This is a genomic window from Streptomyces sp. R21 (assembly GCF_041051975.1).
Lineage (GTDB): Bacteria > Actinomycetota > Actinomycetes > Streptomycetales > Streptomycetaceae > Streptomyces.
The window spans coordinates 5,521,624-5,544,193 of sequence record NZ_CP163435.1; the positions used below are offsets into that span (position 1 = coordinate 5,521,624).

The 22,570-nt window shown below is 69.1% G+C and carries 26 protein-coding genes, 1 tRNA gene and 1 pseudogene; 11 read left to right on the plus strand and 17 right to left on the minus strand.

Going from position 1 to position 22,570, the window contains the following annotated elements; translation table 11 throughout:
• The first annotated feature begins 209 nt into the window (after positions 1-209).
• Positions 210-283 (plus strand) — tRNA-Thr (locus tag AB5J56_RS24705).
• A 69-nt stretch (positions 284-352) separates the two neighbouring features.
• A pseudogene (locus AB5J56_RS24710) lies at positions 353-514 on the plus strand (GntR family transcriptional regulator); the annotation flags it as partial.
• A gap of 73 nt (positions 515-587) precedes the next feature.
• On the opposite strand, the gene AB5J56_RS24715 reads toward AB5J56_RS24710, so the two are convergent.
• Together AB5J56_RS24715 and AB5J56_RS24720 are read right to left on the minus strand one after the other, a co-directional pair.
• Positions 588-989 carry a DUF4234 domain-containing protein gene (locus AB5J56_RS24715; protein WP_369235038.1) on the minus strand — a complete coding sequence of 134 codons (402 nt, stop codon included), beginning with the start codon at positions 987-989 and terminating at the stop codon, positions 588-590.
• Positions 990-1,280: 291 nt separating this feature from the next.
• Complete coding sequence (locus tag AB5J56_RS24720) at positions 1,281-2,162, minus strand: aminoglycoside phosphotransferase family protein (protein ID WP_369235040.1); 882 nt, start codon at positions 2,160-2,162, stop codon at positions 1,281-1,283.
• Between the two features lie 34 nt (positions 2,163-2,196).
• Between AB5J56_RS24720 and AB5J56_RS24725 the strand changes: the two genes are divergently transcribed.
• From AB5J56_RS24725 to AB5J56_RS24740, 4 genes are all read left to right on the plus strand, one after another.
• Positions 2,197-2,850, plus strand: a complete 654-nt coding sequence (locus AB5J56_RS24725) for a rhomboid-like protein (protein WP_369242747.1) — start codon at positions 2,197-2,199, stop codon at positions 2,848-2,850.
• 9 nt (positions 2,851-2,859) lie between these two features.
• The gene (locus tag AB5J56_RS24730) at positions 2,860-4,266 is read left to right on the plus strand and encodes an NAD(P)/FAD-dependent oxidoreductase (RefSeq protein WP_369235042.1); all 1,407 of its coding nucleotides are present in this window, start codon (positions 2,860-2,862) and stop codon (positions 4,264-4,266) included.
• A 180-nt stretch (positions 4,267-4,446) separates the two neighbouring features.
• A complete protein-coding gene (locus AB5J56_RS24735) occupies positions 4,447-7,083 on the plus strand; it encodes a glycosyl hydrolase (protein ID WP_369235044.1) in 2,637 nt (878 codons plus the stop codon).
• 77 nt (positions 7,084-7,160) lie between these two features.
• Positions 7,161-7,637, plus strand: coding sequence for an N-acetyltransferase family protein (locus tag AB5J56_RS24740; RefSeq protein ID WP_369235046.1), 477 nt, complete (start codon positions 7,161-7,163; stop codon positions 7,635-7,637).
• A gap of 18 nt (positions 7,638-7,655) precedes the next feature.
• Here AB5J56_RS24740 and AB5J56_RS24745 read toward each other — a convergent pair whose 3' ends face one another.
• The 3 genes from AB5J56_RS24745 to AB5J56_RS24755 form a co-directional block, all read right to left on the minus strand.
• Positions 7,656-9,158: an MFS transporter gene (locus AB5J56_RS24745; protein ID WP_369235048.1), complete on the minus strand. Its 1,503-nt coding sequence runs from the start codon at positions 9,156-9,158 to the stop codon at positions 7,656-7,658.
• Positions 9,159-9,250: 92 nt separating this feature from the next.
• Complete coding sequence (locus tag AB5J56_RS24750) at positions 9,251-10,225, minus strand: zinc-binding dehydrogenase (RefSeq protein ID WP_369235050.1); 975 nt, start codon at positions 10,223-10,225, stop codon at positions 9,251-9,253.
• A gap of 91 nt (positions 10,226-10,316) precedes the next feature.
• Positions 10,317-11,483 (minus strand): FAD-dependent oxidoreductase, encoded by a 1,167-nt coding sequence (locus AB5J56_RS24755; RefSeq protein WP_369235052.1) that lies wholly within the window; start codon positions 11,481-11,483, stop codon positions 10,317-10,319.
• A 168-nt stretch (positions 11,484-11,651) separates the two neighbouring features.
• On the opposite strand from AB5J56_RS24755, the gene AB5J56_RS24760 reads away from it, so the two are divergent.
• Entirely contained in the window at positions 11,652-12,347 is a 696-nt protein-coding gene (locus AB5J56_RS24760; protein ID WP_369235054.1) for a pentapeptide repeat-containing protein, read from the plus strand.
• Between the two features lie 102 nt (positions 12,348-12,449).
• Here AB5J56_RS24760 and AB5J56_RS24765 read toward each other — a convergent pair whose 3' ends face one another.
• A complete protein-coding gene (locus AB5J56_RS24765) occupies positions 12,450-13,829 on the minus strand; it encodes a carotenoid oxygenase family protein (RefSeq protein WP_369235056.1) in 1,380 nt (459 codons plus the stop codon).
• Positions 13,826-14,431, minus strand: a complete 606-nt coding sequence (locus AB5J56_RS24770) for a hypothetical protein (RefSeq protein WP_369235058.1) — start codon at positions 14,429-14,431, stop codon at positions 13,826-13,828. Before AB5J56_RS24770 ends, AB5J56_RS24765 begins: the two co-directional genes overlap by 4 nt.
• Before the next feature lie 105 nt (positions 14,432-14,536).
• Here AB5J56_RS24770 and AB5J56_RS24775 point away from each other — a divergent pair, with 105 nt between their 5' ends.
• Positions 14,537-15,094, plus strand: a complete 558-nt coding sequence (locus tag AB5J56_RS24775; protein WP_369235060.1) for a PadR family transcriptional regulator — start codon at positions 14,537-14,539, stop codon at positions 15,092-15,094.
• A gap of 9 nt (positions 15,095-15,103) precedes the next feature.
• On the opposite strand, the gene AB5J56_RS24780 is transcribed toward AB5J56_RS24775, so the two are convergent.
• The 9 genes from AB5J56_RS24780 to AB5J56_RS24820 all read right to left on the minus strand — a co-directional run bounded on the left by AB5J56_RS24780 (position 15,104) and on the right by AB5J56_RS24820 (position 19,202).
• Positions 15,104-15,577 carry a hypothetical protein gene (locus tag AB5J56_RS24780; protein WP_369235062.1) on the minus strand — a complete coding sequence of 158 codons (474 nt, stop codon included), beginning with the start codon at positions 15,575-15,577 and terminating at the stop codon, positions 15,104-15,106.
• Positions 15,578-15,591: 14 nt separating this feature from the next.
• Positions 15,592-15,822 (minus strand): DUF397 domain-containing protein, encoded by a 231-nt coding sequence (locus AB5J56_RS24785; protein WP_369235064.1) that lies wholly within the window; start codon positions 15,820-15,822, stop codon positions 15,592-15,594.
• Positions 15,823-15,865: 43 nt separating this feature from the next.
• Entirely contained in the window at positions 15,866-16,135 is a 270-nt protein-coding gene (locus AB5J56_RS24790) for a hypothetical protein (protein ID WP_369235066.1), read from the minus strand.
• 106 nt (positions 16,136-16,241) lie between these two features.
• Positions 16,242-17,081: a helix-turn-helix domain-containing protein gene (locus AB5J56_RS24795; protein WP_369235068.1), complete on the minus strand. Its 840-nt coding sequence runs from the start codon at positions 17,079-17,081 to the stop codon at positions 16,242-16,244.
• The gene (locus AB5J56_RS24800) at positions 17,065-17,598 is read right to left on the minus strand and encodes a DUF6879 family protein (RefSeq protein ID WP_369235070.1); all 534 of its coding nucleotides are present in this window, start codon (positions 17,596-17,598) and stop codon (positions 17,065-17,067) included. Before AB5J56_RS24800 ends, AB5J56_RS24795 begins: the two co-directional genes overlap by 17 nt.
• A complete protein-coding gene (locus tag AB5J56_RS24805) occupies positions 17,582-17,794 on the minus strand; it encodes a hypothetical protein (protein ID WP_369235072.1) in 213 nt (70 codons plus the stop codon). Before AB5J56_RS24805 ends, AB5J56_RS24800 begins: the two co-directional genes overlap by 17 nt.
• Before the next feature lie 89 nt (positions 17,795-17,883).
• Entirely contained in the window at positions 17,884-18,081 is a 198-nt protein-coding gene (locus AB5J56_RS24810) for a DUF397 domain-containing protein (protein ID WP_369242749.1), read from the minus strand.
• Between the two features lie 125 nt (positions 18,082-18,206).
• Positions 18,207-18,749 carry a GNAT family N-acetyltransferase gene (locus tag AB5J56_RS24815; protein ID WP_369235074.1) on the minus strand — a complete coding sequence of 181 codons (543 nt, stop codon included), beginning with the start codon at positions 18,747-18,749 and terminating at the stop codon, positions 18,207-18,209.
• A 78-nt stretch (positions 18,750-18,827) separates the two neighbouring features.
• The gene (locus tag AB5J56_RS24820; protein WP_369235076.1) at positions 18,828-19,202 is read right to left on the minus strand and encodes a VOC family protein; all 375 of its coding nucleotides are present in this window, start codon (positions 19,200-19,202) and stop codon (positions 18,828-18,830) included.
• A gap of 227 nt (positions 19,203-19,429) precedes the next feature.
• Between AB5J56_RS24820 and AB5J56_RS24825 the strand changes: the two genes are divergently transcribed.
• Both AB5J56_RS24825 and AB5J56_RS24830 read left to right on the plus strand, forming a co-directional pair.
• Complete coding sequence (locus tag AB5J56_RS24825) at positions 19,430-19,831, plus strand: hypothetical protein (RefSeq protein ID WP_369235078.1); 402 nt, start codon at positions 19,430-19,432, stop codon at positions 19,829-19,831.
• Positions 19,828-21,240 (plus strand): hypothetical protein, encoded by a 1,413-nt coding sequence (locus AB5J56_RS24830; protein ID WP_369235080.1) that lies wholly within the window; start codon positions 19,828-19,830, stop codon positions 21,238-21,240. Before AB5J56_RS24825 ends, AB5J56_RS24830 begins: the two co-directional genes overlap by 4 nt.
• 56 nt (positions 21,241-21,296) lie before the next feature.
• Here AB5J56_RS24830 and AB5J56_RS24835 read toward each other — a convergent pair whose 3' ends face one another.
• On the minus strand, positions 21,297-21,893 hold the full coding sequence (locus AB5J56_RS24835; RefSeq protein WP_369235082.1) for a hypothetical protein: 597 nt from the start codon (positions 21,891-21,893) through the stop codon (positions 21,297-21,299).
• Between the two features lie 122 nt (positions 21,894-22,015).
• Here AB5J56_RS24835 and AB5J56_RS24840 point away from each other — a divergent pair, with 122 nt between their 5' ends.
• The gene (locus AB5J56_RS24840) at positions 22,016-22,558 is read left to right on the plus strand and encodes a PadR family transcriptional regulator (RefSeq protein WP_369235084.1); all 543 of its coding nucleotides are present in this window, start codon (positions 22,016-22,018) and stop codon (positions 22,556-22,558) included.
• Positions 22,559-22,570 lie beyond the last annotated feature (12 nt).

A 22,570-nucleotide genomic window follows, 5' to 3' on the forward strand; every position in this document is an offset into this window, starting at 1 on the left:
GCCGGACGATCCGTTGTAAAGAAGGTGATCCACTATGAAGCTGCTCATAGTGGTGTAGTCCACACGAGTGAACTGACTCAGGACGCTACCTGGCGTTCATGTGTTCTGTCAGTACTCCGGGGGCGGTGAAGTTCGCCGAAATTTTCGACGGGCGCCCCGTGTGACGTGGGTACACTGCACGGGCACGCAGCCTCCACGCGCGCGTGCACGCCTCCTTAGCTCAGATGGCCAGAGCAACGCACTTGTAATGCGTAGGTCGTCGGTTCGAATCCGACAGGGGGCTCGCTGATGGGAAAGGCCCAGGTCACACGTGACCTGGGCCTTTTCGTTCAGCGGATGCGTCGGCGGCGCCGACAAGGCGAAGTGGCGCGACGGCGACGAGGTGGCGTTCATCGCCGACGATGTGGCGTCCGGGCGCGCGTACCGCCGGAACGGGCAGACTCAGAAGGTCAGCCGAGTGCAGGCGCCGCCGCTCGTGGCCGACGCTCATGGGCTGCCCGAAGGCGCGGAGGTGCGCGGCCCCCACAGCAGGTACCAGCAGCCTGCTGCACTGTCCAGGTCCCAAGGGGTCTCCGGACACGTACACGTCAGGCTGCGAGAGGCACCTGCTCGCCCTCTTCTGGGATCTGGTAGTGAGCCCAGATCTGGTTCAACTCGTGCTGGTAGTAGAGCGGGTACAGGCCGGCCACGATGAAAAGGATGAGTCCGATCCAGGGATTGCAGTTCCGCTGCATCCCGGCCGACTGCTGCATACGGGCAATGCGCAGACCGGTGTTGTAGACCGATACGAAGGGGGGAATGATCACCAGCCAGCCGACAGTGATGGCCAGAAGGGCCAACACCGGATTGACCTCGATCCGCTGATCAAAATCCCGAGCTTCGCGATTCACTTTGTAATACCAGACCAGGTGGTAGATACCCAGCGTAATCAGCGGCCAGATCAGCCAAACGAGAAAGATGTTGCGGGTCTTGCCAGCGCGACCTGACATGACGCACCTCCCAGAAACCCAGTGCATCACGACCGGCCGCCTCGTGCGCGTCGGGCATCAGGCAGGCATCCCTGCCGGCCACGAGACGGGCCTCGTTCGGGACCCCACGCCACAAGGCGCCCTCGCCCTGGACCAGAGGGGTGAGTGTCTGCCCAAGGCCGCGCCCCCACCCAAATTGCTTCGGGACGAAGAGGTCGTGGTCTCAATGGCGGTCTCAATCACCGCTCATTCCATGGTGGTCCACTGACGCCCGTCGAGGTTCGGCACGCCCGTTAAACAGGCACGCGTTTTTTAGTAGGCGCGTAGTTGGCGGGCGATTTCCAGGTGGTCCGGTACCGGGGGGCGGCCGGCCCTGATTTCCCAGAGCGAGGTCTGGAGGACTCGGGCCAGGGTCCAGGCGCGGGCCCCGTCGCGGTCCAGGTTCATGACCTCCGTCATCGCGTCGAAACGCCAGCGGATCTCGGCGGGGTCGAAGCGGTTGTCCAGGGCGGGGAAGAGTTCGAAGGCGGGGGTGCCGGACAGGGGCTTGGGGTCGATGGCCAGCCAGGGGGCGCGGGTGGCGGCGAGGACGTTGTCGTAGTGGAGGTCCCAGTGGAGGAGGCGGTCGCCGGGGGCGGGTGCCACCTCGCGTACGGCTGCGGCGCAGTCCTCGATCAGGCGGCGGTCGGCGGGGTCCGGGATCTGGTGCAGGGCCCCCGGCGCCCGGTCCAGCATCGCTGTTGTGATGTCGCCGAGTCGGCGCATGTCCTTCGGTGCCGGTGCGGCGGTCAGGTGGGTCAGCAGGCGGGCGATGACGAGAGTGGCCTCGCGGGAGTCCGGCAGGTGCGTCAGCATGCGGGTCGCGTCGAGCCGTTCCAGGAGGAGGGTGCCCGTGGTGGCGTCGTGCTCCAGCAGGCGTACGGCTCCGTCGCCGGCCCAGACGCGCAGGGCGAGCGGCTCGCCCGCGGTCTCCTCGTCGAGGTGCTGGAGCTTGAGCGCGGCGGGAGTGCCGTCGGCCCTGAGCACCGGGAGGACCAGGGCGCACATGCCGTACATCGACGGGCCGTCGAGGCGGAGTTCCCAGCGGTCGAGGAAGTCCGTGGCCCGCTGTGGGAGGGCCGCGATGAAGGCGCGGCCGGCGGCCCTGTTGTACTTGTGCTGTGAGGCGATCAGTTCGGCGGGAATGTCGATCACCCCTGCGACGCTACCCACGTGCGTGAATCGGGTCATGCGGATTAGGAGCGGCCTGAGGAGGGTGGGGGCGTACGTTCGCAGTGCCCCGGGGACGTACGTGTGGCTGGGTGTGCTGTTCGTGACGACCGTGGCCGTGCATCAGATGTCGCCGGAGTTCGAGGACCAGTTCCTGCGGCAGCGGTCCACCAACATCCATGAGCTGTCGAACAATCCGGTGCGGGTGCTGATCTCCAGTGCGATGTGGATCGACGGTGGGCACTGGCTTCCGTACGCGGTGCTGTACACGGTGTTCCACGCGCAGGCGGAGCGGTGGCTCGGTACCGCGCGCTGGCTGGTGGTCTGTGCGGCGGCGCATGTGCTGGCGACGCTGGTGAGCGAACTGGCGTTGCTGGATGCGATCCGGCGTGGGGCGGCGCCGCATTCGGCGGTCAACACGCTGGACATCGGGGTGAGTTACGCGCTGGCGGGGGTGGTCGCCGTGCTGGTGTACCGGATTTCGGCACCCTGGCGGTACCTGTATCTGAGCGGGGTCGTGGTCGTGTACGCGGTGCCGTTGGCGACCGGCCGGACCTTCACCGATTTCGGGCATTTCATCTCCGTGGCGATCGGTCTCGGCTGTTATCCGCTGGTCAGAGGGCGGGGAAAAGCATGGAATCCGAAGGAGACATGGGCGGTCCTGAGGGGTTAGCGTCCGGCCATGAGCAGCAGTACGGCCACCACGGTCAACGGCGGAATCTCCTTCTGGTACGCGCAGGACGGCATCCCCGCGCCCCGCGCGCCCCTGCCCGGCGACGCGAGCGCCGACGTCGTCATCGTGGGCGGCGGTTACACGGGCCTGTGGACCGCGTACTACCTGAAGAAGGCCGCGCCCTTCCTGCGGATCACGGTGCTGGAGCAGAAGTTCTGCGGGTACGGCGCCTCGGGGCGCAACGGCGGCTGGCTGTACAACGGCATCGCCGGCCGCGACCGGTATGCGAAGCTGCACGGCCGGGACGCGGCCGTACGCCTTCAGCGGGCGATGAACGAGACCGTGGGTGAGGTTGTCCGGGTCGCGGGGGACGAGGGCATCGACGCCGACATTCACCAGGGTGGCGTTCTCGAAGTGGCCTACACGCCGGCCCAGTTGGGGCGCCTCAAGGCCTTCCACGAGGCCGAGTTGTCGTACGGCGAGAAGGATCGTGAGCTGTACGGCGCGGTGGAGACCGCCGAGCGGATCCGGGTCGCGGACGCGGTCGGGTCCACCTGGACGCCGCACGGGGCGCGGCTGCACCCGGTGAAGCTGGTGAAGGGGCTCGCGGCCGCCGTGGAGGCGCTGGGCGTCACGATCCACGAGCAGACGCCGGTGACGGAGATCCGGCCCAAGCACGCGGTGACGCCGTACGGCACCGTCCGGGCGCCCTATGTGCTGCGCTGCACCGAGGGCTTCACGGCCGCGCTCAAGGGCCAGCGGCGGACCTGGCTGCCGATGAACTCGTCGATGATCGCGACCGAGCCGCTGACCGAGGCGCAGTGGGAGGCGATCGGCTGGGAGGGGCGGGAGACGCTGGGCGACATGGCGCACGCGTACATGTACGCGCAGCGCACCGCCGACGGCCGGATCGCGCTCGGCGGCCGGGGCGTTCCGTACCGCTTCGGTTCGCGGACGGACAACGACGGGCGGACGCAGGCCGCGACGATCGAGGCGCTGCGCGAGATCCTGGTCCGGTTCTTCCCCGCGCTGGCCGGCGTCGGCATCTCGCACGCCTGGTCGGGGGTGCTGGGTGTGCCGCGCGACTGGTGCGCGACGGTGACGCTGGACCGCTCGACTGGGCTCGGCTGGGCCGGCGGCTATGTCGGTTCCGGCGTCGCGACCACCAACCTCGCCGCCCGTACCCTGCGTGACCTCGTGCAGCAGGACTCCGGGCAGTCGGGGCCGACGGAGCTGACGGACCTGCCCTGGGTTAATCACAAGGTCCGCAACTGGGAGCCGGAGCCGCTGCGTTGGCTCGGGGTGCACGGCATGTACGCCACCTATCGGACGGCGGACCGGCGCGAACTCGCCGCGCACAGCGCGGAGTCGTCGCGACTCGCGCGGCTGGCGGACCGGGTGGCCGGGCGGCACTGAACCGGATCATTGGGGGACCGAAGCCGTCCGGGCCGTGGCAAGCGCGGCGCCACGGATGGTTCAGGACAAGCTTTGCGTTCTCATTGCTGTCTCATAGGTCTCTCGAGGCGCCCCTCCCGTAAAAGCTGTTGGCCAGCTTGTGACATGTACGCCACGGCTTCCTCAGGGGAGGGCACGACCATGGCAGCCAACGGCCAACGAAGAAGACGCGTGTGGGCGGTATTCGCCACGACTGCCGCGCTGGGACTGACAGTTACGCAGGCCCAGGCGGCGTCCGGCGGTGGAGGCGATCCCTTCGGCGTCCGCGCGCTACAGCAACAGGCCCTTCTGAACCAGCAGAAGGGCCTGTCGGCGTTCGCGGAGGATCCGGGGGACGAGGACGAGGACGAGTCGGGGAACATAGCCGAGCAGGCCGACCAGTACGCGGAGGCGCGCACCTCGCCGGGCATCGTGGCGCCGGGCGCGTACGGGGCGGCGTACGACCAGCTCTCCGGTCTTCCGCACACGGGCGGGAGTTGGAGCGATCTGACGAAGCTGCCCTACGACTCCGACGATCCCCGCTACCGCGACATCAACTCCAACTCCAGTGGTGGTGCGGGCCGGGTCACCGGGCGGGTGACGGGGCTCGCGGCCGACAGTCACGGGTATGTGTACGCGGGCTCCGCCAACGGCGGTGTCTTCAGGTCCCGTTCGGGTGGCGGGCACTGGACGAACATCTCCGACCGGCTGCCCGCCCTGTCCACCGGAGACCTGCAGCTCGACCCGGGCGGCCGCCTCTGGTACGCGACAGGCGAGGCCAACACCAGTGCCACGGCCTTCCTCGGCACGGGCGTGTACGTGCTGCACGACCCGCGCAAGGGCAGCTTCAGCCGCCATGACCGGGTCGGCGGCGACGAGTTGGAGTCGACGTCGATCAACGCGCTGAGGTTCGGCGGTTCCAAGGTGTGGGCGGCGACCACGCGCGGGGTGTGGAGCCACTCGACGAAGTCTCTGAAGGGCGCCTGGAAGCTGGAGTTCGCGCCCAACCCGGACTATCTGCCGGGTGGTTCGAAGGCCGCCGATCCGTCGGCCGCGTACAAGAACATCACCAGTGACATCGCGATCGACCCGAAGAACCCGGGCAAGGTCGTGCTGGCCGTGGGCTGGCGCGGAGGCGACACGTACAACGGGTTCTACGCCAGGTCCGGCGGGAGCTGGCAGCGGCTGACCGGGCTCGGTGATCTGCCGAGCAACAGCGAGGACGTCGGCAACGTCACCTTCGCGCGCAGTGCCGACGGCTCGCGCTACTACGCCATCGACCAGTCGCCCGAGATGACCGCCGAGAACCCGGACAGCGGTCTCGAGGGCATCTTCGTCTCCAAGTCGGGTTCTCCGACCGGGCCTTGGACGAAGATCGCCGACTACACGCAGCTGCGGGACTCGGGCTCGGCGCTTACCGGTGACGGTTACCAGCCGGGCATCCAGGCCTGGTACAACCAGTTCCTCACCGTCGACCCGAAGAACCGCGACCACGTGTACGCGGGTCTGGAGGAGGTCTTCGAGACGAAGAACGGCGGGACGACCTGGTCGGTCCCGGGCCCGTACTGGAACTTCGGTTTCCCCTGCTGGTCCGTCGACCCGTCGAAGCAGAGCGGTGACTGCCCGGCCAGCACGCACCCCGACCAGCACGCGGTGACGATCGGGAGCAACGGGGGCGCGCCGTATGTGATCGTCGGTGACGACGGCGGCACCTACCGGCGGCCGGTGAACGGTGCGGCGAATGCGGAGGGCCATGCCACCGACTGGCGTCCGCTCAACGACGGCACGATGGACGCGTTGCAGTACTACTCGGTGGGCGTCGGGACGGATCCCGCCGGGCGCGGGCTCGCGGTCACCGGTGGTCTGCAGGACAACGGGCAGTCGATGCTGCGGCCCGGCGACCGGGTGATGGGCTCCAACTTCGGTGGTGACGGGGCCGACACGATCACCGATCCGGCCAACGGGTGCAACATCGCGCAGGAGTACGTGTACCTGGCGGTCTCGGTCACCAACAACTGCGCGGTGAACGACGGGAGTTGGGTGACCGATCCGTCGAAGGCCACCTCGTACTCCGTACCGCCGCCGGACAACGCGACCGGCGAGGCCCGCTTCATCGCCCCGCTGAACGCCGACATCAAGGACAAGAACACCTGGGTCGCGGGCGGCCGGCACGTCTGGATCAACAGCCACGGGTACGCGATCCGCAGTGGCAGCGAGTGGTTCGGGGCGTACGACCTGGGTGCGGGACACACAGCCACGGCCGTCGCCTCCTCGGGCGGCAAGGTGTATGCGGCCTGGTGCGGCCCCTGCAACAACCAGGGCTTCACCCGGGGCATCGTGGTCGGCAACGCCGACGGCACCGGCTGGCACCAGTTGACGCTGCCGGTCGACGGCACCGTGCCCAACCGCTATCTGTCCGGGCTCGCCATCGACCCGGCCGACAGCGACCATGTCCTCCTCGCGGTCAACGGGTTCTCCCGGAAGTGGACCGAGGGGCCGGGCGCGGGCGTCGGGCACCTGTTCGAGTCGAGGAACGGCGGGGTCAGCTGGACGGACATCTCCGGGAACCTGCCGGACGTGCCCGCCAACTCCGTGGTCCTGCTGAAGGGCGGCGCCGTCGCGGTCGGCACCGACCTCGGTGTCCTGGTGCGGTCCTCGTCCCGCGCCGGCTGGAAGGTCGCCGGGGACAACCTGCCCACGACGGCCGCGCTCCAGCTGCGCACCGGCCCCGACGGACGGCTGTACGCGGCCACGCACGGCCGGGGGATCTGGGCGATCGACGTACGACGGCTGCGGTGATCCTTCGGTGATTCTCCGGGGGTGAAGGGTGGGGCGGGGTCTTCGAAGGCCCCGCCCCATCGTGTGAGACTGCGGCCATGATTCGTACGGCGACTCCCGCAGACATCCCCGTCATCCACGCCCTGGTCCGTGAACTCGCCGAGTACGAGCGGGCACCGGAGGAGGCGCGGGCCTCACCGGAGCAGCTGCACGAGGCGCTGTTCGGGGAGCGGCCCGCCGCGTTCGCGCACATCGCCGAGGACGCGGCGGGCGAGCCCGTCGGGTTCGCGCTGTGGTACCTGACCTTCTCCTCCTGGCGCGGGGTGCAGGGCATCTATCTGCTGGACCTGTTCGTACGGCCCGAGGCGCGCGGCAGCGGTCACGGGAAGGCGCTGCTCACCGAGTTGGCGCGGATCTGCGTCGAGCACGGGTACGAGCGCCTGGAGTGGTCGGTCCTGGACTGGAACGAGCCGTCGATCGCGTTCTACAAGGCGCTCGGCGCACGGCCGCAGGACGAGTGGACGGTGTACCGGCTGACGGACACCGCGCTCCAGGAACTCGGTTCACGAAACTGAAGTTCCTGGAGCCCCGGTTCACGCCACTGATTCGGGTACGGGAGCCCCCGCCGCCGGCGCGTGCCTGGGGGCCTTCGCCGTGACCATGAGGCCCGCGACCAGCCCGGCCAGGAGCAGGATGCCGAAGGCCCACCAGAGGGCGACCGTGTAGCCGTGCACGACGCCCTCGCGGATGATCAGGTCCTTGTGGGCGGGGCCCCGGAGGTGGGCGGAGACGTAGGCGGCGCTGCTGGTGGTGGCGATGGTGTTCAGCAGTGCCGTACCGATCGAACCGCCCACCTGCTGCGAGGTGTTGACGGTCGCGGAGGTCACGCCGGCGTCCTGCGGGGCGACCCCGGCGGTGGCGGTCGCGAACACCGGCATGAAGGTGAGACCCATGCCGAAGCCCATCAGGAGCAGGCCGGGCAGCAGGAGGGTCGCGTACGAGGAGTCGACCTTCAGCTGGGTGAAGATCAGCATGCCGCTCGCCGCGAGGATCATGCCGGGGACCATCAGGACGCGCGGGGCGACGTGGTTCATCAGGCGGGCCGAGACCTGCGTCGAGCCGATGATGATCGCGACCGTCAGGGGCAGGAAGGCCATACCGGTCTTCACGGGCGAGTAGCCGAGGATGACCTGGAGGTAGTAGGTCATGAACAGGAACATGCCGAACATGCCGATGACGGCGAGCCCCATGGTCAGGAAGCAGCCGGCGCGGTTGCGGTCCTTGACGATGTGCAGCGGGAGCAGCGGGCTCGGCGCCCTGGTCTGCCACCACACGAAGGTGGCGAGCAGGACGACGGCCAGCGCGAACATGGTGAGGACCAGGGGGTCGGTCCAGCCGCGCGGTTGGGCCTCGCTGAAGCCGTAGACGAGCGCGACGAGTCCGCCGCAGCCCAGTACGGCTCCGGGTACGTCGAGGCGGGCGCCGGTGTGGCCCGGGCGGTCGTGGAGCAGGGCGATGGCGCCGAACAGGGCGATGACGGCGATGGGGATGTTGACGTACAGGCACCAGCGCCAGTTCAGGTACTCCGTCAGCAGTCCGCCCGCGATGAAGCCGATCGCGGAGCCGCTGCCGGCCAGGGCGCCGTAGATCCCGAAGGCCTTTCCGCGCTCCTTCGGGTCGGTGAAGGTGGTCGTGAGGAGGGAGAGCGCGGAGGGGGCGAGCAACGCGGCGAAGGCGCCCTGGAGGGCGCGGGCGCCGAAGAGCATGCCGGAGGAGGTGGCCGCGCCGCCCAGCGCGGAGGCCCCGGCGAAGCCGATGAGTCCGATGATGAAGGTGCGCTTGCGGCCGACGAGGTCGGCGATCCGGCCGCCGAGCAGGAGGAGTCCGCCGAAGGCCAGGGTGTAGGCGGTGATGACCCACTGGCGGTTGCCGTCGGAGATGCCCAGGGCGTGCTGGGCGGAGGGGAGCGCGATGTTCACGATCGTCGCGTCCAGCACCACCATCAGCTGCGCGAGGGCGATGACCACCAGGCCCCACCAGCGGCGGGGATCGGCGCCCTCGGGGTCGACGGGTTCGCCCGTTCGGGTGACGCTCACCTGGCCAGAAGACCATGAATCGGAAAGCGTCGCATCTTCGGAATGTGTTCCGTTATCGGGGTGTATCGCATCTTTGGGCGTGGTCGAGTGCTTCACGGCTCCAGAACCACCTTTCCGATCGTGTTGCGTGTTTCGAGGGCCCGGTGGGCGGCGGCGGCCTCGGAGAGCGGGAAGCGCTGTACGGCGGGGGAGAGGCGGCCGGCGGCGGCCTCGGTGAGGGCGCGCAGCTCCAGAGTGCGTACGGGGTTGGGGCCGCCCGCCCTGCCGAGCATCACCGGGCCGAGGACCTGCTCGGACACGCCGTCGATCAGCAGGGGCCGCCCATGGGAGATGCCCTCGGCGGACCAGCCGAAGACGAGGTGCTTGCCGCCGGGGCCGAGGAGGCCGACGGCGGCCTTGGCGGTCTCGCCGCCGACACCGTCGAAGACGATGGTCGCCTTCCCTCGATACTCGTCCGCCTGTCCGACCCAGTCCGGGTCGGTGTAGTCGAGCGCGAGGTCCGCGCCGTTCGCCCGGACGCGGGCCACCTTCTCCGGGCCGCCCGCGAGGCCGATCACGGTGGCGCCCGCGTGTTTCGCGTACTGCACGAGCAGGGTGCCGACACCGCCCGCCGCCGCCGGTACGACGGCCACGGAACCGGGGCCCAGCGACGCGAACTGCAGGATCCCCATCGCCGTACGCCCTGTTCCGATCATGGCGACGGCCTGGGCGAAGTCGAGGTTCTCCGGGATCTCGTGCAGCCGGTCGACGTCGGTGACGGCGAGTTCGGCGTAGCCGCCGGGGGCGAAGCCGAGGTGGGCGACGACGCGCTTGCCGAGCCACAGATGGGCGACGCCCTCGCCGAGGGACTCGACGGTGCCGGCGACCTCGCGGCCCGGGATCGTCGGCAGGGGGGCGGGCGCCGGGCCCGGGCCCTGGCCGCCCTCGCGCAGGGCGGCGTCGAGGAGGTGGACGCCTGCCGCGGCCACGGCGATACGGACCTGGCCGGGGCCGGGCTCGGGATCCTCGGTCTTCTCGTAGGTGAGGTTCTCGGCGGGGCCGTGGGTGTGCAGGCGGATGGCGTGCATGGTGGGGCTCCCTGGTCGGTGGTGCGTGTGCGTGGTGCGGGTGCGACTGCGTGGTGCTCGTTCGTGGCGCTCGAAGGCCCACTCTTCAACCTCAGGCATGCTTGAGGTCAAGGCGTTCGCGGATCCTGAGGGCCAGCGAAACGGCTTCCATGGCGCTGTTGAACGAGACCTCCGAGAGCACACCGGGGGCGGCGACCTGGTCGCCCGCCAGATACACGCCGTCGCCGCGGTCGATGCGGGGCCGGTCGCGCCAGCTGGTGCCGGGCAGGTCGACCGCACCCGTACGCCCCTGCGCGATCCCCTCCCGCCGCCAGGTCACGCGCTCGCGCCAGCCCTCGAAGGCGAGATCGAGGAGCCGCTCGGCGCGTGCGATGCCGTCGGTCCGGGACTCCTCGGGCGCGATCGGGATCTGGCCCTGGATGAGCTGCTCCCCGGCGGGGGCGAGGGTCGGATCCTGCGCGGTGAACCGTTCCAGCCAGCCGGGCGCGTCCAGGTCGGAGACGGCGAAGGCGTCGCCGCGGCGGGTGCGGACGGCGAGGTCGATGAGGGCCGTACGGCCGCCGGCCCAGGTGAGGGAGTCGTCCTTGAGGAGGCGCCGGGCCGCGTCGAGGGAGGTGGCGACGATGACGGGGCCCTGATCGCCTGGGACGGTGTCCACCCGGGACAGGGTCTCCACGCGGACGCCGAGATGCCAGGCGCGGGCCGCCATCTTGTCGATGACGCTCGCCCAGCCGCCGCGCGGGTAGTGCGCCTCCGGGGGCAGCTTCGTGGCGCGGCGCAGGCGCTCCTGCACGAAGGCCGCGGAGAGGGAGCCGGGGTCGTGGTGGAAGAGGGCGACGGCGGAGTAGTTGGCCGCGGCACGGGCGCCCTCCTCGCCCGCCTTCTCGCACGCCCAGGTCATGAAGTCGACGTCTTCCGGCGCCGGTTGGGCCGTACGGCGGAGCAGCTTGAGCATCGCGAAGGGCGGGGTGCGGCGCAGGGCGCCTTTGTGGTGCAGCCGGAGGCGGGCCGCTTCCAGGGGAGGGATGGGGGCGAGCGGGCCGATCAGGTCGCGCTGCCTGAGCCAGGTCCAGTGCGGGCCGCCGCTGTAGAGGGCGTGCGGGCCCTCGTTCGTCCGGTACGGCCCCTCGGCGGTGCGGGCCCGGCCGCCCAGCGTGTGGTGCGCCTCGTACAGGGTGACCTCGGCCCCCGCCTCGGCGGCGGTGATGGCGGCGGTGAGTCCGGCGAAGCCGCCGCCGATGACGGTGATGCGGTGCATGGCTGGGGTCTCCCTCTGGTCGGTCGCCCGGCTGGTGAAGCTGTTCCTGTCGGCCTGTCTGTGCATACGACTGTTTGAGGGGGCCGGAATGTGACACCGGGGGGTGAAGTGGCAGGTCAGGGGCGGTTGTCGGGGGCGGTGTCAGTGGTGGGGTGCAGGATGGGGGGCATGGCGAGGAGAGCGGCTGGTGCGGCAGGCGGGAAGGGCACGGGCGGGGTGAAGGGGGCGCGGCGGCCGGAGGTGCGGTTGCCCCCTCTCGTCCCGTACGACGGCTCCGGGCTGGAGCCCGACGGGGACTACGACGGGCTGGAGTTCACGGAGGCGGACTTCGGCGGGCAGGACGGCGGGGGCGCGCGCTTCATGGACTGCGCGCTGACGGGGTGCGCGCTGGACGAGACGCGCCTGCACCACGCGCGCGTGCTGGACTCCGTGCTGACGGGCATACGGGGTGTCGGCACCGATCTCGCCGAGTCGACGCTGCGTGACGTCGAGCTGGTGGACGCCCGGCTGGGCGGGGTGCAGCTGCACGGTTCCGTACTGGAGCGGGTGCTGATCCGCGGCGGCAAGATCGACTACCTGAACCTCCGCAAGGCCCGCCTCAAGGACGTCGTCTTCGAGGGCTGCGTGCTGGTCGAGCCGGACTTCGGGGGCGCACGGCTGGAGCGCGTCGAGTTCGTGGACTGCGTGCTCAAGGGGGTCGACTTCAGCGCGGCCACCCTCACGGACGTGGATCTTCGGGCGGCGGCCGAGCTGAACATCGCGCGGGGGGTGGACCGGCTGGCGGGGGCGGTGATCAGTCCGGGGCAACTGCTGGATCTGGCACCGGTGTTCGCGGCGGAGCTGGGGGTGCGGGTGGTGGGCTGAGGGGGGCTGTGCTCGGGGGTTTGCGGGTTTCCGGGGTGAAGAACGGTCTACGGCGTCGTTCTCGACGGCGGGGCCAACGTTCCCGGTGGCCCCGCCGACCGGTCAGCGGACCGGCGTCCCCCCGTCGAGCCAGTTCCCGTGGAATCCGTAGGGCACCCGCCACGGCAGATGCACCGTCGCGACCGGCTTGCCCGCCAGGTCGGCCGTGTCGAGGACGACCAGTTCGCTGCGGTCCGTCGTGGCGTCGTGGACGTACGTGAGGAGCCAGCCCTCGCCGGAACCGGACGGTGCGTCCGCGCGCGGCACGAAGGACGCCTCGCCCGGTGTGCGCCCCGCGGCGAACTCGTGTGTCTCCGTCGTCGGCGCCATCGGGGTCGTGGCCCCGGCACCGCCCCGCAGCCCGTAGCGGACGATCGCGCTGCGCCGCCCCGAGCCCTCCGGCGCCGCGTCCGTGACATGTCCGTGCGCCACCTCGCGCCCCGCGAACCGGTCGTCGATACGGGGGAACTCGCAAGGCCGGTCGTCGAGTTGCTCCTCGCGGACGGCGCCGGCGCCGGCGACGGGGTCCAGCGTCCAGCGCCACAGCACCGCGTCGGCGCTGCCGTGTCCCTCCCACCAGAGGTGCGGGTGGCGGACGGCGTGCAGGACGATGCGGCCGGCCGCGTCCTCGTGGGCATTGAGCGTGTGGAAGACGTAGCAGGGAGCGATGTCGAACCAGCGGATGGTCCCGTGCGGGTCGTCGCGGCGCAGGACGCCGAGCCGGGCCTGGTGGGACGGGTCGAAGGCGTAGGGCATCCCGGACCCGCCGGACCGTGCCTTCTCCAGGTCGAAGACCACCGGCAGGTCCATGAAGACCACGTGCCGGGCGGTCAGTGCGAAGTCGTGCATCATCGTGTGCGCCGGGACGTCGACCGGCCTGCTGACCGTCAACTCGCCCTGCGCGTCCGCCCGGTGGTACGTCACGTACGGCGGGGTCAGGCTGCCGTAACCGAAGAAGTGCAGCTCGCCGGTGTCGGGGCAGATCTTCGGGTGGGCCGTCATCGAGTCGGCGAGGCGGCCGCCGAAGTCGTACGGCCCGACGGTGTCGAGACCGTCCTCCGTGCAGTCGATCTCGTACGGCAGGGAGGACTCGACGAGGGCGAGGGTGCGGCCCGCGTGGCGGACGATGTGGGTGTTGGCCGAGCCGGCGCTCACATTGCGGGTGCCGTCGGGGCCGTAGATGCGGGCGCCCTCCGTGAACGTCCTGGTGCGCACCCAGCGGTTGCGGTACCAGGCGGCGCGGCCCGCCTCCAGGCGCACGGCGTGCAGCATGCCGTCGCCGGTGAACCAATGGGCCGACGGAGTACGGGGGTTGGGTCCGTTGCGCACGTACCAGCCGGTCAGCTCGGGTGGGAGGGTGCCGGTGACATCGAGGTCGTGGGCGGTGTGCTCGGCGTCGACGGGGGAGAAGTTGTCCCGCAGGTGGAAGGGGCCGGCGTTCACTTGGCGCCCTCCTGCGAGGCGGCGCCGCCCTGCTGCACGGCGGTCAGGTGGCGGGCGCGGGCGATCGCGGGGTAGCGGACCGTGAAGAGGATCGGGATCACGATGCCGGCGATGGTCAGGGCGGTGCGGGCGCCGCCGTTGTCCGGCTGGTAGTGGTGCAGCAGGGCCGAGCCCACGCCGGTGATGGTGAACGAGGCCGCCCACACCGCGGTGATGACCTTGTTCACGCGGAGGAACAGGGGGTTGTTCCAGAACTCCGCGGGCACCGTCGTCCGCGCGATGCCGAGTGTGAACGGCCTGCCGATCGCCAGGGAGCCCCAGGCCGTCAGGGCCAGCCAGAGCGAGGATCCGGCGGAGGCGTAGTGCTCCACGAACGCGGATCCGGACGCCGCGAAGGCGACCGTGGTGGCCACGGCGAAGAACAGCGCGGCGCTGATCTCGACGACCTGCGCGTCCCAGGCGCGGCCCTGGCCGCGCTGGTAGGCGATCAGCGCCACTGCGGCGACGAGGCCGGCGAGCAGCGCGTACCGGACGTCGATGCTGCCGATGAGGAGGCTGACGACGATCCATGGAAGGAAGCTGCGCAGGTACTGCATGGTCATGTCCCCCTGGAGGAGTGGTCCTCGATATTCCTGAACTGACATGTGAAAGATAGAACCTCCTGTCTCGACATGTCAATGATGGAACGTTGGGGTTAGAGTGGAGCCATGAGTCTTCGCCACGCACTGCTGGGGCTGCTGTCCAACGGACCGGGCAGCGGATACGACCTTCTCGGCACCTTCAAGTCGACCCTGTCGAACGTCTGGCCCGCGACCCAGAGCCAGGTCTACACGGAGCTGACCCGGCTGGCGGACGGAGGCCTGATCCGAGTCGCGGCGGAGGGGCCGCGCGGCAGGAAGACGTACGAGATCACCACCGAGGGCCGCGCGGAACTGCGGCACTGGCTGCTCGACGTCGAGCCGGACGGCTACCGCCGCAACGACATCCTGCTGCGGGTCTTCCTGCTCGGCGCCGTGGAGCCGGACGAGGCGCGGGAGTTCATGCGCCGCCGCGCCGAGATCGCCCGCATCCGCAACGCCCAGTTCACGGCGATGGACGAGGCGATCGACTGGGACGACGACACGCTCTCCGTCTACGGGCGGCTCACCCTGGAGTGGGGCAAGCGGTTCACGCGGATGCAGGCCGAGTGGAGCGAGTGGGCGGCCGAGCAGATCGCGGCGGCTGAGGGGCGAGGGCCCGCCGAGGGCGGCGGGCCTCTCTCCTAGTGCCTGCCGTCAGGTTTCCCGGGTCCTGGGACAGGGCAGCTCGGGTGCCGCGTGGTTGGGCGAACAGGTGACCAGGGTCAGGCACAAGAACAGTGGCCGGTCGAGATAGGCACCCACTGAAACGTCTCCGCCCCAGGCCAGCCTGCCCATGGCTGACATCGTCGCGTGCTCGATTCGATTCGGGTCGCGCTCGAAGGCGGAGTCGAACCGAGGGGCGTACTCCAGGAGTTGACCTTCCAGCCACTCCGCGGCGCTCTTCGGGTCCTGCCATGTGCCACGGATGAACCCGGCGGGCTTCACGAGCCAGCGGGCTGTCTCGATGGGCGGTACGTCGGACACCGGGAACTCCGCGAGAGCCTGCCGGTGCCGCTGTACGACATCCGGGTCGCAGCCCGGAACGGGATCCACGGGAGCGGGCCGGCGGATCCCCTCCTGGTCGAAGCGGGACTTCTCGCCGACCCACGTGTAGCCGTGGTGGTGCAACGGCGTTCCCTGCCCTACGCGCCCAGGCCGAAGCGGGCCGGATCGATTCCGGCCGCGTCGAGTTCGGCGGTGGTGAACCTGAGCGGTTCCCCGTCGGGCCTCTTGCTGTCCCCGACGGCCCACACGCCGGGCCCGATCCTGGCCAGCGTCACGCAGGACTCCCCATCGGGGTGGGTGTTGCCACCGCAGGCCTTCGAGAACTCGGCGCCTTCGATGGGCATGCGGTACAGGGCGTTTTCGGGCATGGGGCACCTCTCTGAGGGACTGGTTGGATGGGGACTTGCCTGGTCAAGTCCAACTGGACTCGTCGGCAGCGTCCTTCGAAACGAGCACCACGCCGGGTGCCAGAGCGATGGCACTGTCCTGGAACAGTTCATGCAGGACAGAACGGTTGCTCCCCATGGCCTTGGTCAGATGCTCGACAAGTAGCTGAGCCTCGGAAGGCAGTAAAACCATCTCCGTGTCTGCCACATGCCGACCGTTCTTCGTCAGCCAGATGGGGATATGAACGCGTCCATCCTCATCCTTCTCGGCGAGGCGACCTGGAATCGGGTCCATGCGCCATCCGTGGGCGCTCTGTTCCCCTGTCGGCTTCGGGTTTGGTGGCATGGATTAATCATCGAGCCCATTCCCGAATAACATCCAGGGTTATTCTTGTGACGGACTAAAGATCAACCCGATACGTTTCTGCCCATTGGGAAAGTTGCTTTCGTGCAGAATCGCCCAAGAGTGCTGCCTGCTCGAACTGATTGAAGATATTTCGATGTTCAGCAATGTCTCGAAATTCGCGAAACACTATGCGCCCCGTGAAGTTCTCCACGGTCACCAAGCGGTCGTCGTAGATCGTGAACGTGTTCATTGGCCCGCGTGGCGCCGCAGGGCCGGCCGGGACAACACCGAGACGCACATGGGGAAGGCGTGACAGTGATACCAGCCGGTCGATCTGCACTGCCATCGCCGGGCCGGGAACGATCTCCCATCTCACGGCCTGCTCAGTGAGCAAGAAGGTGAAGTGCTTCGACTTGTCGTAGAGGACAGCCTGCCGCTCGAGCTTGCGGGCCACCGTCTTGGAGATGTCACCTGGAGAATGAGTCAGGCTCGCCCTAATGTATTCCGGTATGGCAAGCAACCCCGTGATCATACCGGGAAGGAAGTACCGGATTTCATTGGAGTCAGCTTCCAGGGTCGCCAGTTCGGCCTGTCTTTTCTCCAGCCCTCTGCGCCATGAGGAACGCTTGTCCTGCCATTCCGTGTTGGCGATTCGAGCCAGCGTCAGGACGTCAGCGAGAACTTCTGGGGGCGCGTCGAGTGCCCGCAGGATCCGTTCGACATCCAGGAGCCTGGGCGTCTTCCTGCCTGTCTCGAACTTACTGATCTGCGACTGAGACATATTGCAACGGCGGGCGAGCCGGTCCCCGGTGAGGCCGGCTTGCTTTCTCAATTCGCGCAGCCTGTCGGCCAAGTCATTCCTTGACTGGCCCAGTTGCTCAGGCTCGTATATCACCGTGTTCTTCCACGTACTCGGCGAAGGGTACCGAGTGGAGTGTGGTGACGCGCCTCCATTCCCGGTAGGGCCCGAGGTCGCCTTCGAACATCTCTCGGTCGATCTGCGTGCCGTCGGGACGGAAGTTGAGGTGGACGAGACTGGCGTCGTCGAACATCCACCAGTCCTGACCGGTCAGGGGCAAGCCGTATGTCTCATCCGTGATGTCCAGGATCCGGATGTCCTCGCCCGCCTCGATGTTGCCGGGGATGCCCCAGGCGAACTGGTACCGCTGGTAGTCGGTCAGCGGACGCCGCACCACGCGAACGCGGCCGATCCGCCGTCCGGAGGCGACGAATCCGCGTACCCGCTCATGCCACCGCTCGTTGTGGCCGACAGGCTTGGCCCCGCCTCGCAGGAAGTGCGCGATGTTGTCGGCCTCTCTGGGCATGGTGTACGTCGGCTGAGCCTCGAAACGCCACGCGTCTCGCTCGTAAGCGTCGAACACCGTCCGCCACTCGTCACCATCCAAGAACACGGACGGCCTCCCGCAACACCGCTTCCGGAATCTCGACGAGCCCTTCGCCGTCCGGCACGCCGAACCCGTCGTAGACATCGCCCTGGACGACGATGGAGCCCCTGCCCGAGTGGCGGTAGACGTTCGGGCAGTCATCGTCGTCGCAGTTCGGCCCGCCAACTGCGCCGGTGAGCCGGGTCAGTTCCTCGCGCGCCACAAGACCTCCAGGTGGATGAGGCCTCCGACCGAGGCCGTCCATACGCGACGCTACGGAGCGTGCCCGAGCGTGTCGAGATCGACGCCGGGTTATTCCCGTTCCTGCATAAGGCTGCTGGCCTTCAGGCTGCGTATCAGGGCCAGCAACCCCCCAGGGGCAAGGGTGAGTGCGTCGTTGGGGGCTTCGCTTTCGCGGAGGAGGAGGTGGGGGGTGGTGGTGTGGGCGAGTTCGACGCAGTTCTCGCCTCCGGCGCCTGAGAAGGATGACTTCTGCCACTGCACAGACATGGTGGGGGCGCTCACAGTTCTCGGGTGATGTCGTGGATGAATTGGCGGGAGGGCTCGGCGTCGAGCGCTACGCGTTCCCCCGGTCGTATCCCCTGGCGGGCGGCCGACCCGGGTAAGCCGGACCGTCAGGCGTTCGCGTCCGGCTTCCAGTCCTGGGCGAGGAGGCCGAGCAGGACCTCGTCCAGGAACTCGCCCATCACCCAGGCCGAGGAGCGCAGTACGCCCTCGCGGACGAAGCCGTTGTGCTCGGCGGAGCGGAGCATCGCGGTGTTGTCCGACAGGGTCTCGATCTGCAGCCGATGCAGGCCGCGTACGACGAAGCCGTAGTGGCACAGCACCGCGACGACGTCGGTGCCGTAGCCCTTGCCGCGGGCGGCCGGACGCAGGCCGAGGCCGATGTGCGCGCAGCGGTTGTGGGTGTCGATGCCCCACAGCGTCGCGGTGCCGACCAGGGTGCCGCCGTCCAGCTCCACCACGGAGAACGGGACGCTCCCCTCGTTCTGGTCGTCCACGACGAGCCGCGGGTCCTTCGTGCCGGGCTTGAGCGGCCGCCATGGCCCGCCTTCGGCCCGCGAGGAGTTGACCACGTCGTCGTAGAGCTCGGCCCGCAGGATCGGGATGTCGTCCTCGTGACGGGCCCTGAGCCCGACCGTGCTGCCTCTAAGCATGCAAGCTTCTTATCCGGGCGGACCGGCCGGCGGCAAGCCGATTAGCGTCCCCCTCGGTGCAGGCAGAGGCAGACGCGCTCAGTGCAGACAGAGGCAGAACGGATGGCCCGCCGGGTCCGCGTAGACCCGCCAGTTGGCCTCCGGGCGGATCTCGTCCGTCCGCTCCAGCAGGGTCGCGCCGAGGGCGAGCGCCCGCTTCTCCTCTCCGTCGAGGTCGTCCACGTCGAAGTCCAGGTGGAGTTGCTGCGGCCGCTCCTGGCCCGGCCATTCGGGCGGTCGGTAGCCGTCCACCCGCTGGCAGGCCAGCGGTGTCCCCTCGAACCCCTGCACCTCGACCCAGTCGGCATCATCGGGGTCCGCGACGACCCGGCCGCCGAGCAACTCCGCGTAGAACTCGGCGAGTCGTACCGGATCGGCGCAGTCCAATGCGACCGCCTGCAGCTTTCGAATCAATTCCGACACTCCGTGGGGAGAGGCCGGTCGCGGCTGTATGTGATCCGAATTGACCGACCTGGTGGTTATTTCTGGCTTATATTTTAGGTTATTGAACGTAATTACCGAGTTAGTTGAATTCGATGCTTGTCGCATGAATTGCCGTTACGCTCTGCAGTCCTCGGGCGTCCGGAATCAACCGTTCCTGGTGCCCACGACCAAGGGGAAACAGCAGGGGGGATTTTGGCATGGCTACCTTCGATCAGACGGGCCAGACGGTAGGGAATCAGGTCAACGCCGAGACGGTGACCGTGAAGGACTTCGGGGGGACCGGAGTGGTGCAGGGGGACGGGTCGGGCGGCGCGGCGTTGCGGGACGCGATCGCCGAACTGCTGGGTGCGGTGGAGGAGTTGCACCGCGAGAAGGGGATCGACGACGAGACGTACGCGGGGGCGGTCGGCACGTTGCGGGAGGCGCAGCGGGCCGAGGCCGTCGAGGTGAGCGAGCCGGCCGCCGCGCAGGCCAGGAAGCGGCGGCTCGCCGTGCTGGTCGAGCGGGTCGGAGAGACGCTCGCCGGGGTGAGTGCGCTCGCTCCGCTCATCGGGCATGTGGAGAGCCTGGTCAAGGTGTTGTCCGGGGGGCAGTCATGACCAGTTACGACCAGCGGGGACAGCACGTCGGCAGCCAGTTCAACGCGGACAGTATCGGGCTCACCTTCAACTTCCCCAAGGACGAGAACCACCGCTACCTCGGCATCCAGGCGCTGCAGGCCCGGCTGTACCCGGAGGCCGAGGCCCGGTTCAGGAAGGCGATCGAGCTGGGCGACGCGGACGGCGACCTCCGCTATTACCTCGCCCTCGCCATGCTGGCGGGCCGCACCCCGCGCACCGTCGACGGGCCCACGATCCGTTCCATCGAGGAGCAGCTCCAGGCGGCGGTGCGCGCACCCGGCGCCCGCCCGCACGCCTACGCGCTGTGGGCCGTCATACGCGAGGACCACTACGAGGGCCAGGGACGCGCGTACGACCCGCCGACCCCGCACGAGCTGATGGCCTCCGCGCACGACGCCGACGTACGGCACATCATGGAGATCGTCACGCTCGTGGAGGCGACCGAGTCCGCTGTGTGGCGGGCCCTCGTCGAGCGCGTCGGGGTGGCGCCGCTGCCGCAGTCGGGCCGTAACCGCGAGCCCCGGGGGCGCAACACCGAGCGCGCCAGGCTCATGCGGAAGTACTTCACCCCGGTGCCCGATCCGCTGGACGCGAGCACGGACCAGGCGCTGATGCTGGGCGGCGGCGGTGGCGCCGTGATCGGACTGGTCACGCTGGTCGCCGCGTCCGGCGGTGGCGCGTTCCTCGGCTTCGTGCTGCTGGTCGCGGGCGCGATCGTCGGGGTGAAGGCGGCGGGCCGCTACCTGGAGAAGAAGAAGGAGTTCGACGCGGCGTGGGAGGCGAGCCATCCGCGGCCTTCCGACGCACAGGTCGCGCAGTGGTTCGACGAGGACAAGGCGTTCGTCGCCCAGCACGCCCACCAGCGGCTGAACATCTCCGGCCTGAGGCTGGTGACCCGCCTGGTGCCGCTGTACGGGCAGGACGTCAACTCCGAGATCCAGGTCGGCGGGGACGGCATCGTCCGTTTCTCCCGCTACCGAGCCGTCCTGGTCGCGATGACCGAGTCCCATCTCAGCGCCTGCCTGTGCACCTGGGACTTCGTCACCGGTGAACTGCTGGAGGACAAGACGTACGAGTACTACTACCGCGACATCGTCTCCCTCACCACGCACACCAACCACCGGTCGGGCAACGCCCTGCGCGGCGATCTGAACGAGTCGTCCAGGAACGGCAGGAACAGCCGGCGCTACCAGGTCACGCAGGCCCGTGAGTTCCGGCTGGAGGTGGCCAGCGGCGGCGGCATCGAAGTCGTCACCCATGTGAGCATCGCCATGGAGGACGGCTCGGAGGAGGCGAACTCCCAGTCGCCCACCATCCCCGAGTCCGGCGAGGGCGACGCCCTCAAGGCGATCCACGCCCAACTCCGGCTGCGGAAGGGGGAACGCTGACGCCGGTCGCTCCCGGAGGGTGAGCGCTGAGGGTGACGGCGTAGCGGGTGCGGTGCCTACTTGGTGCTGTCCTGCGTCGTTGCGGCCGTCTGCTGCGCGGCGACGAAGCGGGCGCGGGCGATGTCGGGGTAGCGGACCGTGAACAGGATCGGGAGGGCGATGCCGGCGATGGTCAGGGCCGTGCGGGCGGTGCTGTTGTCCGGCTGGTAGTGGTGCAGCAGGGCCGAGCCCACGCCGGTGACGGTGAAGGCGGCCGCCCACACCGCGGTGATGGCCTTGTTCACGCTGAGGAACAGCGGGCTGTTCCAGTGCTCGGCGGGCACCGTCGTCCGTGCGATGCCGAGGGTGAACGGCCTGCCGATCGCCAGCGAGCCCCACGCCGTCAGCGCCAGCCACAGGGAGGACCCGGCGGAGGCGTAGTCCTCCACGAACGCCGAGTCGGGCGCGGCGCAGGCGACCGTGGTGGCCACGGCGAAGAACAGTGCGGCGCTGATCTCCACGACCTGCGCGTCCCACGCCCGGCCGCCGACACGTTGGTAGCCGATCAGGGCGACGGCGACGGCGAGGCCCGCGCCGAGCGCGAGGCGGACGTCGACGCTTCCGATGAGGATGCTGACTGCTATCCACGGAAGAAAGCTGCGCAGGTACTGCATGGTCTTGTCCCCCTGAGTGCGAGGCCGATCGCCTCGCTTGATGTTCCTGTTCTGACATGTCGAAGATAGAAGGTCAGGTAGTGACATGTCAAGGGTGGAGTATCGGGGTTAGAGTGGGAGCCATGAGCCTTCGCCACGCACTGCTGGGGCTGCTGTCCAACGGACCGGGCAGCGGCTACGACCTCCTGGGTGCCTTCAAGTCGACCCTGTCGAACGTCTGGCCCGCGACCCAGAGTCAGGTCTACACCGAGCTGACCCGGCTGGCCGACGCGGACCTGATCAGAGTCGCAGAAGAGGGGCCGCGCGGCAGGAAGACGTACGAGATCACCGCCGACGGCGGCGAGGAGCTGCGGCACTGGCTCCTCGGGGTCGACCCGGACGGCTACCGCCGCAACGACATCCTGCTGCGGGTCTTCCTGCTCGGCGCCGTGGAGCCGGACGAGGCGCGGGAGTTCATGCGCCGCCGCGCCGAGATCGCCCGCATCCGCAACGCCCAGTTCACGGCGATGGACGAGGCGACGGACTGGGACGACGACACGCTCTCGGTCTACGGGCGGCTCACCCTGGAGTGGGGCAAGCGGTTCACGCGGATGCAGGCCGAGTGGAGCGAGTGGGCGGCCGAGCAGATCGCGGCGGCGGCCTCGGGGGAGCGGGCGGACAGCTAGAGCCGGCTTGCT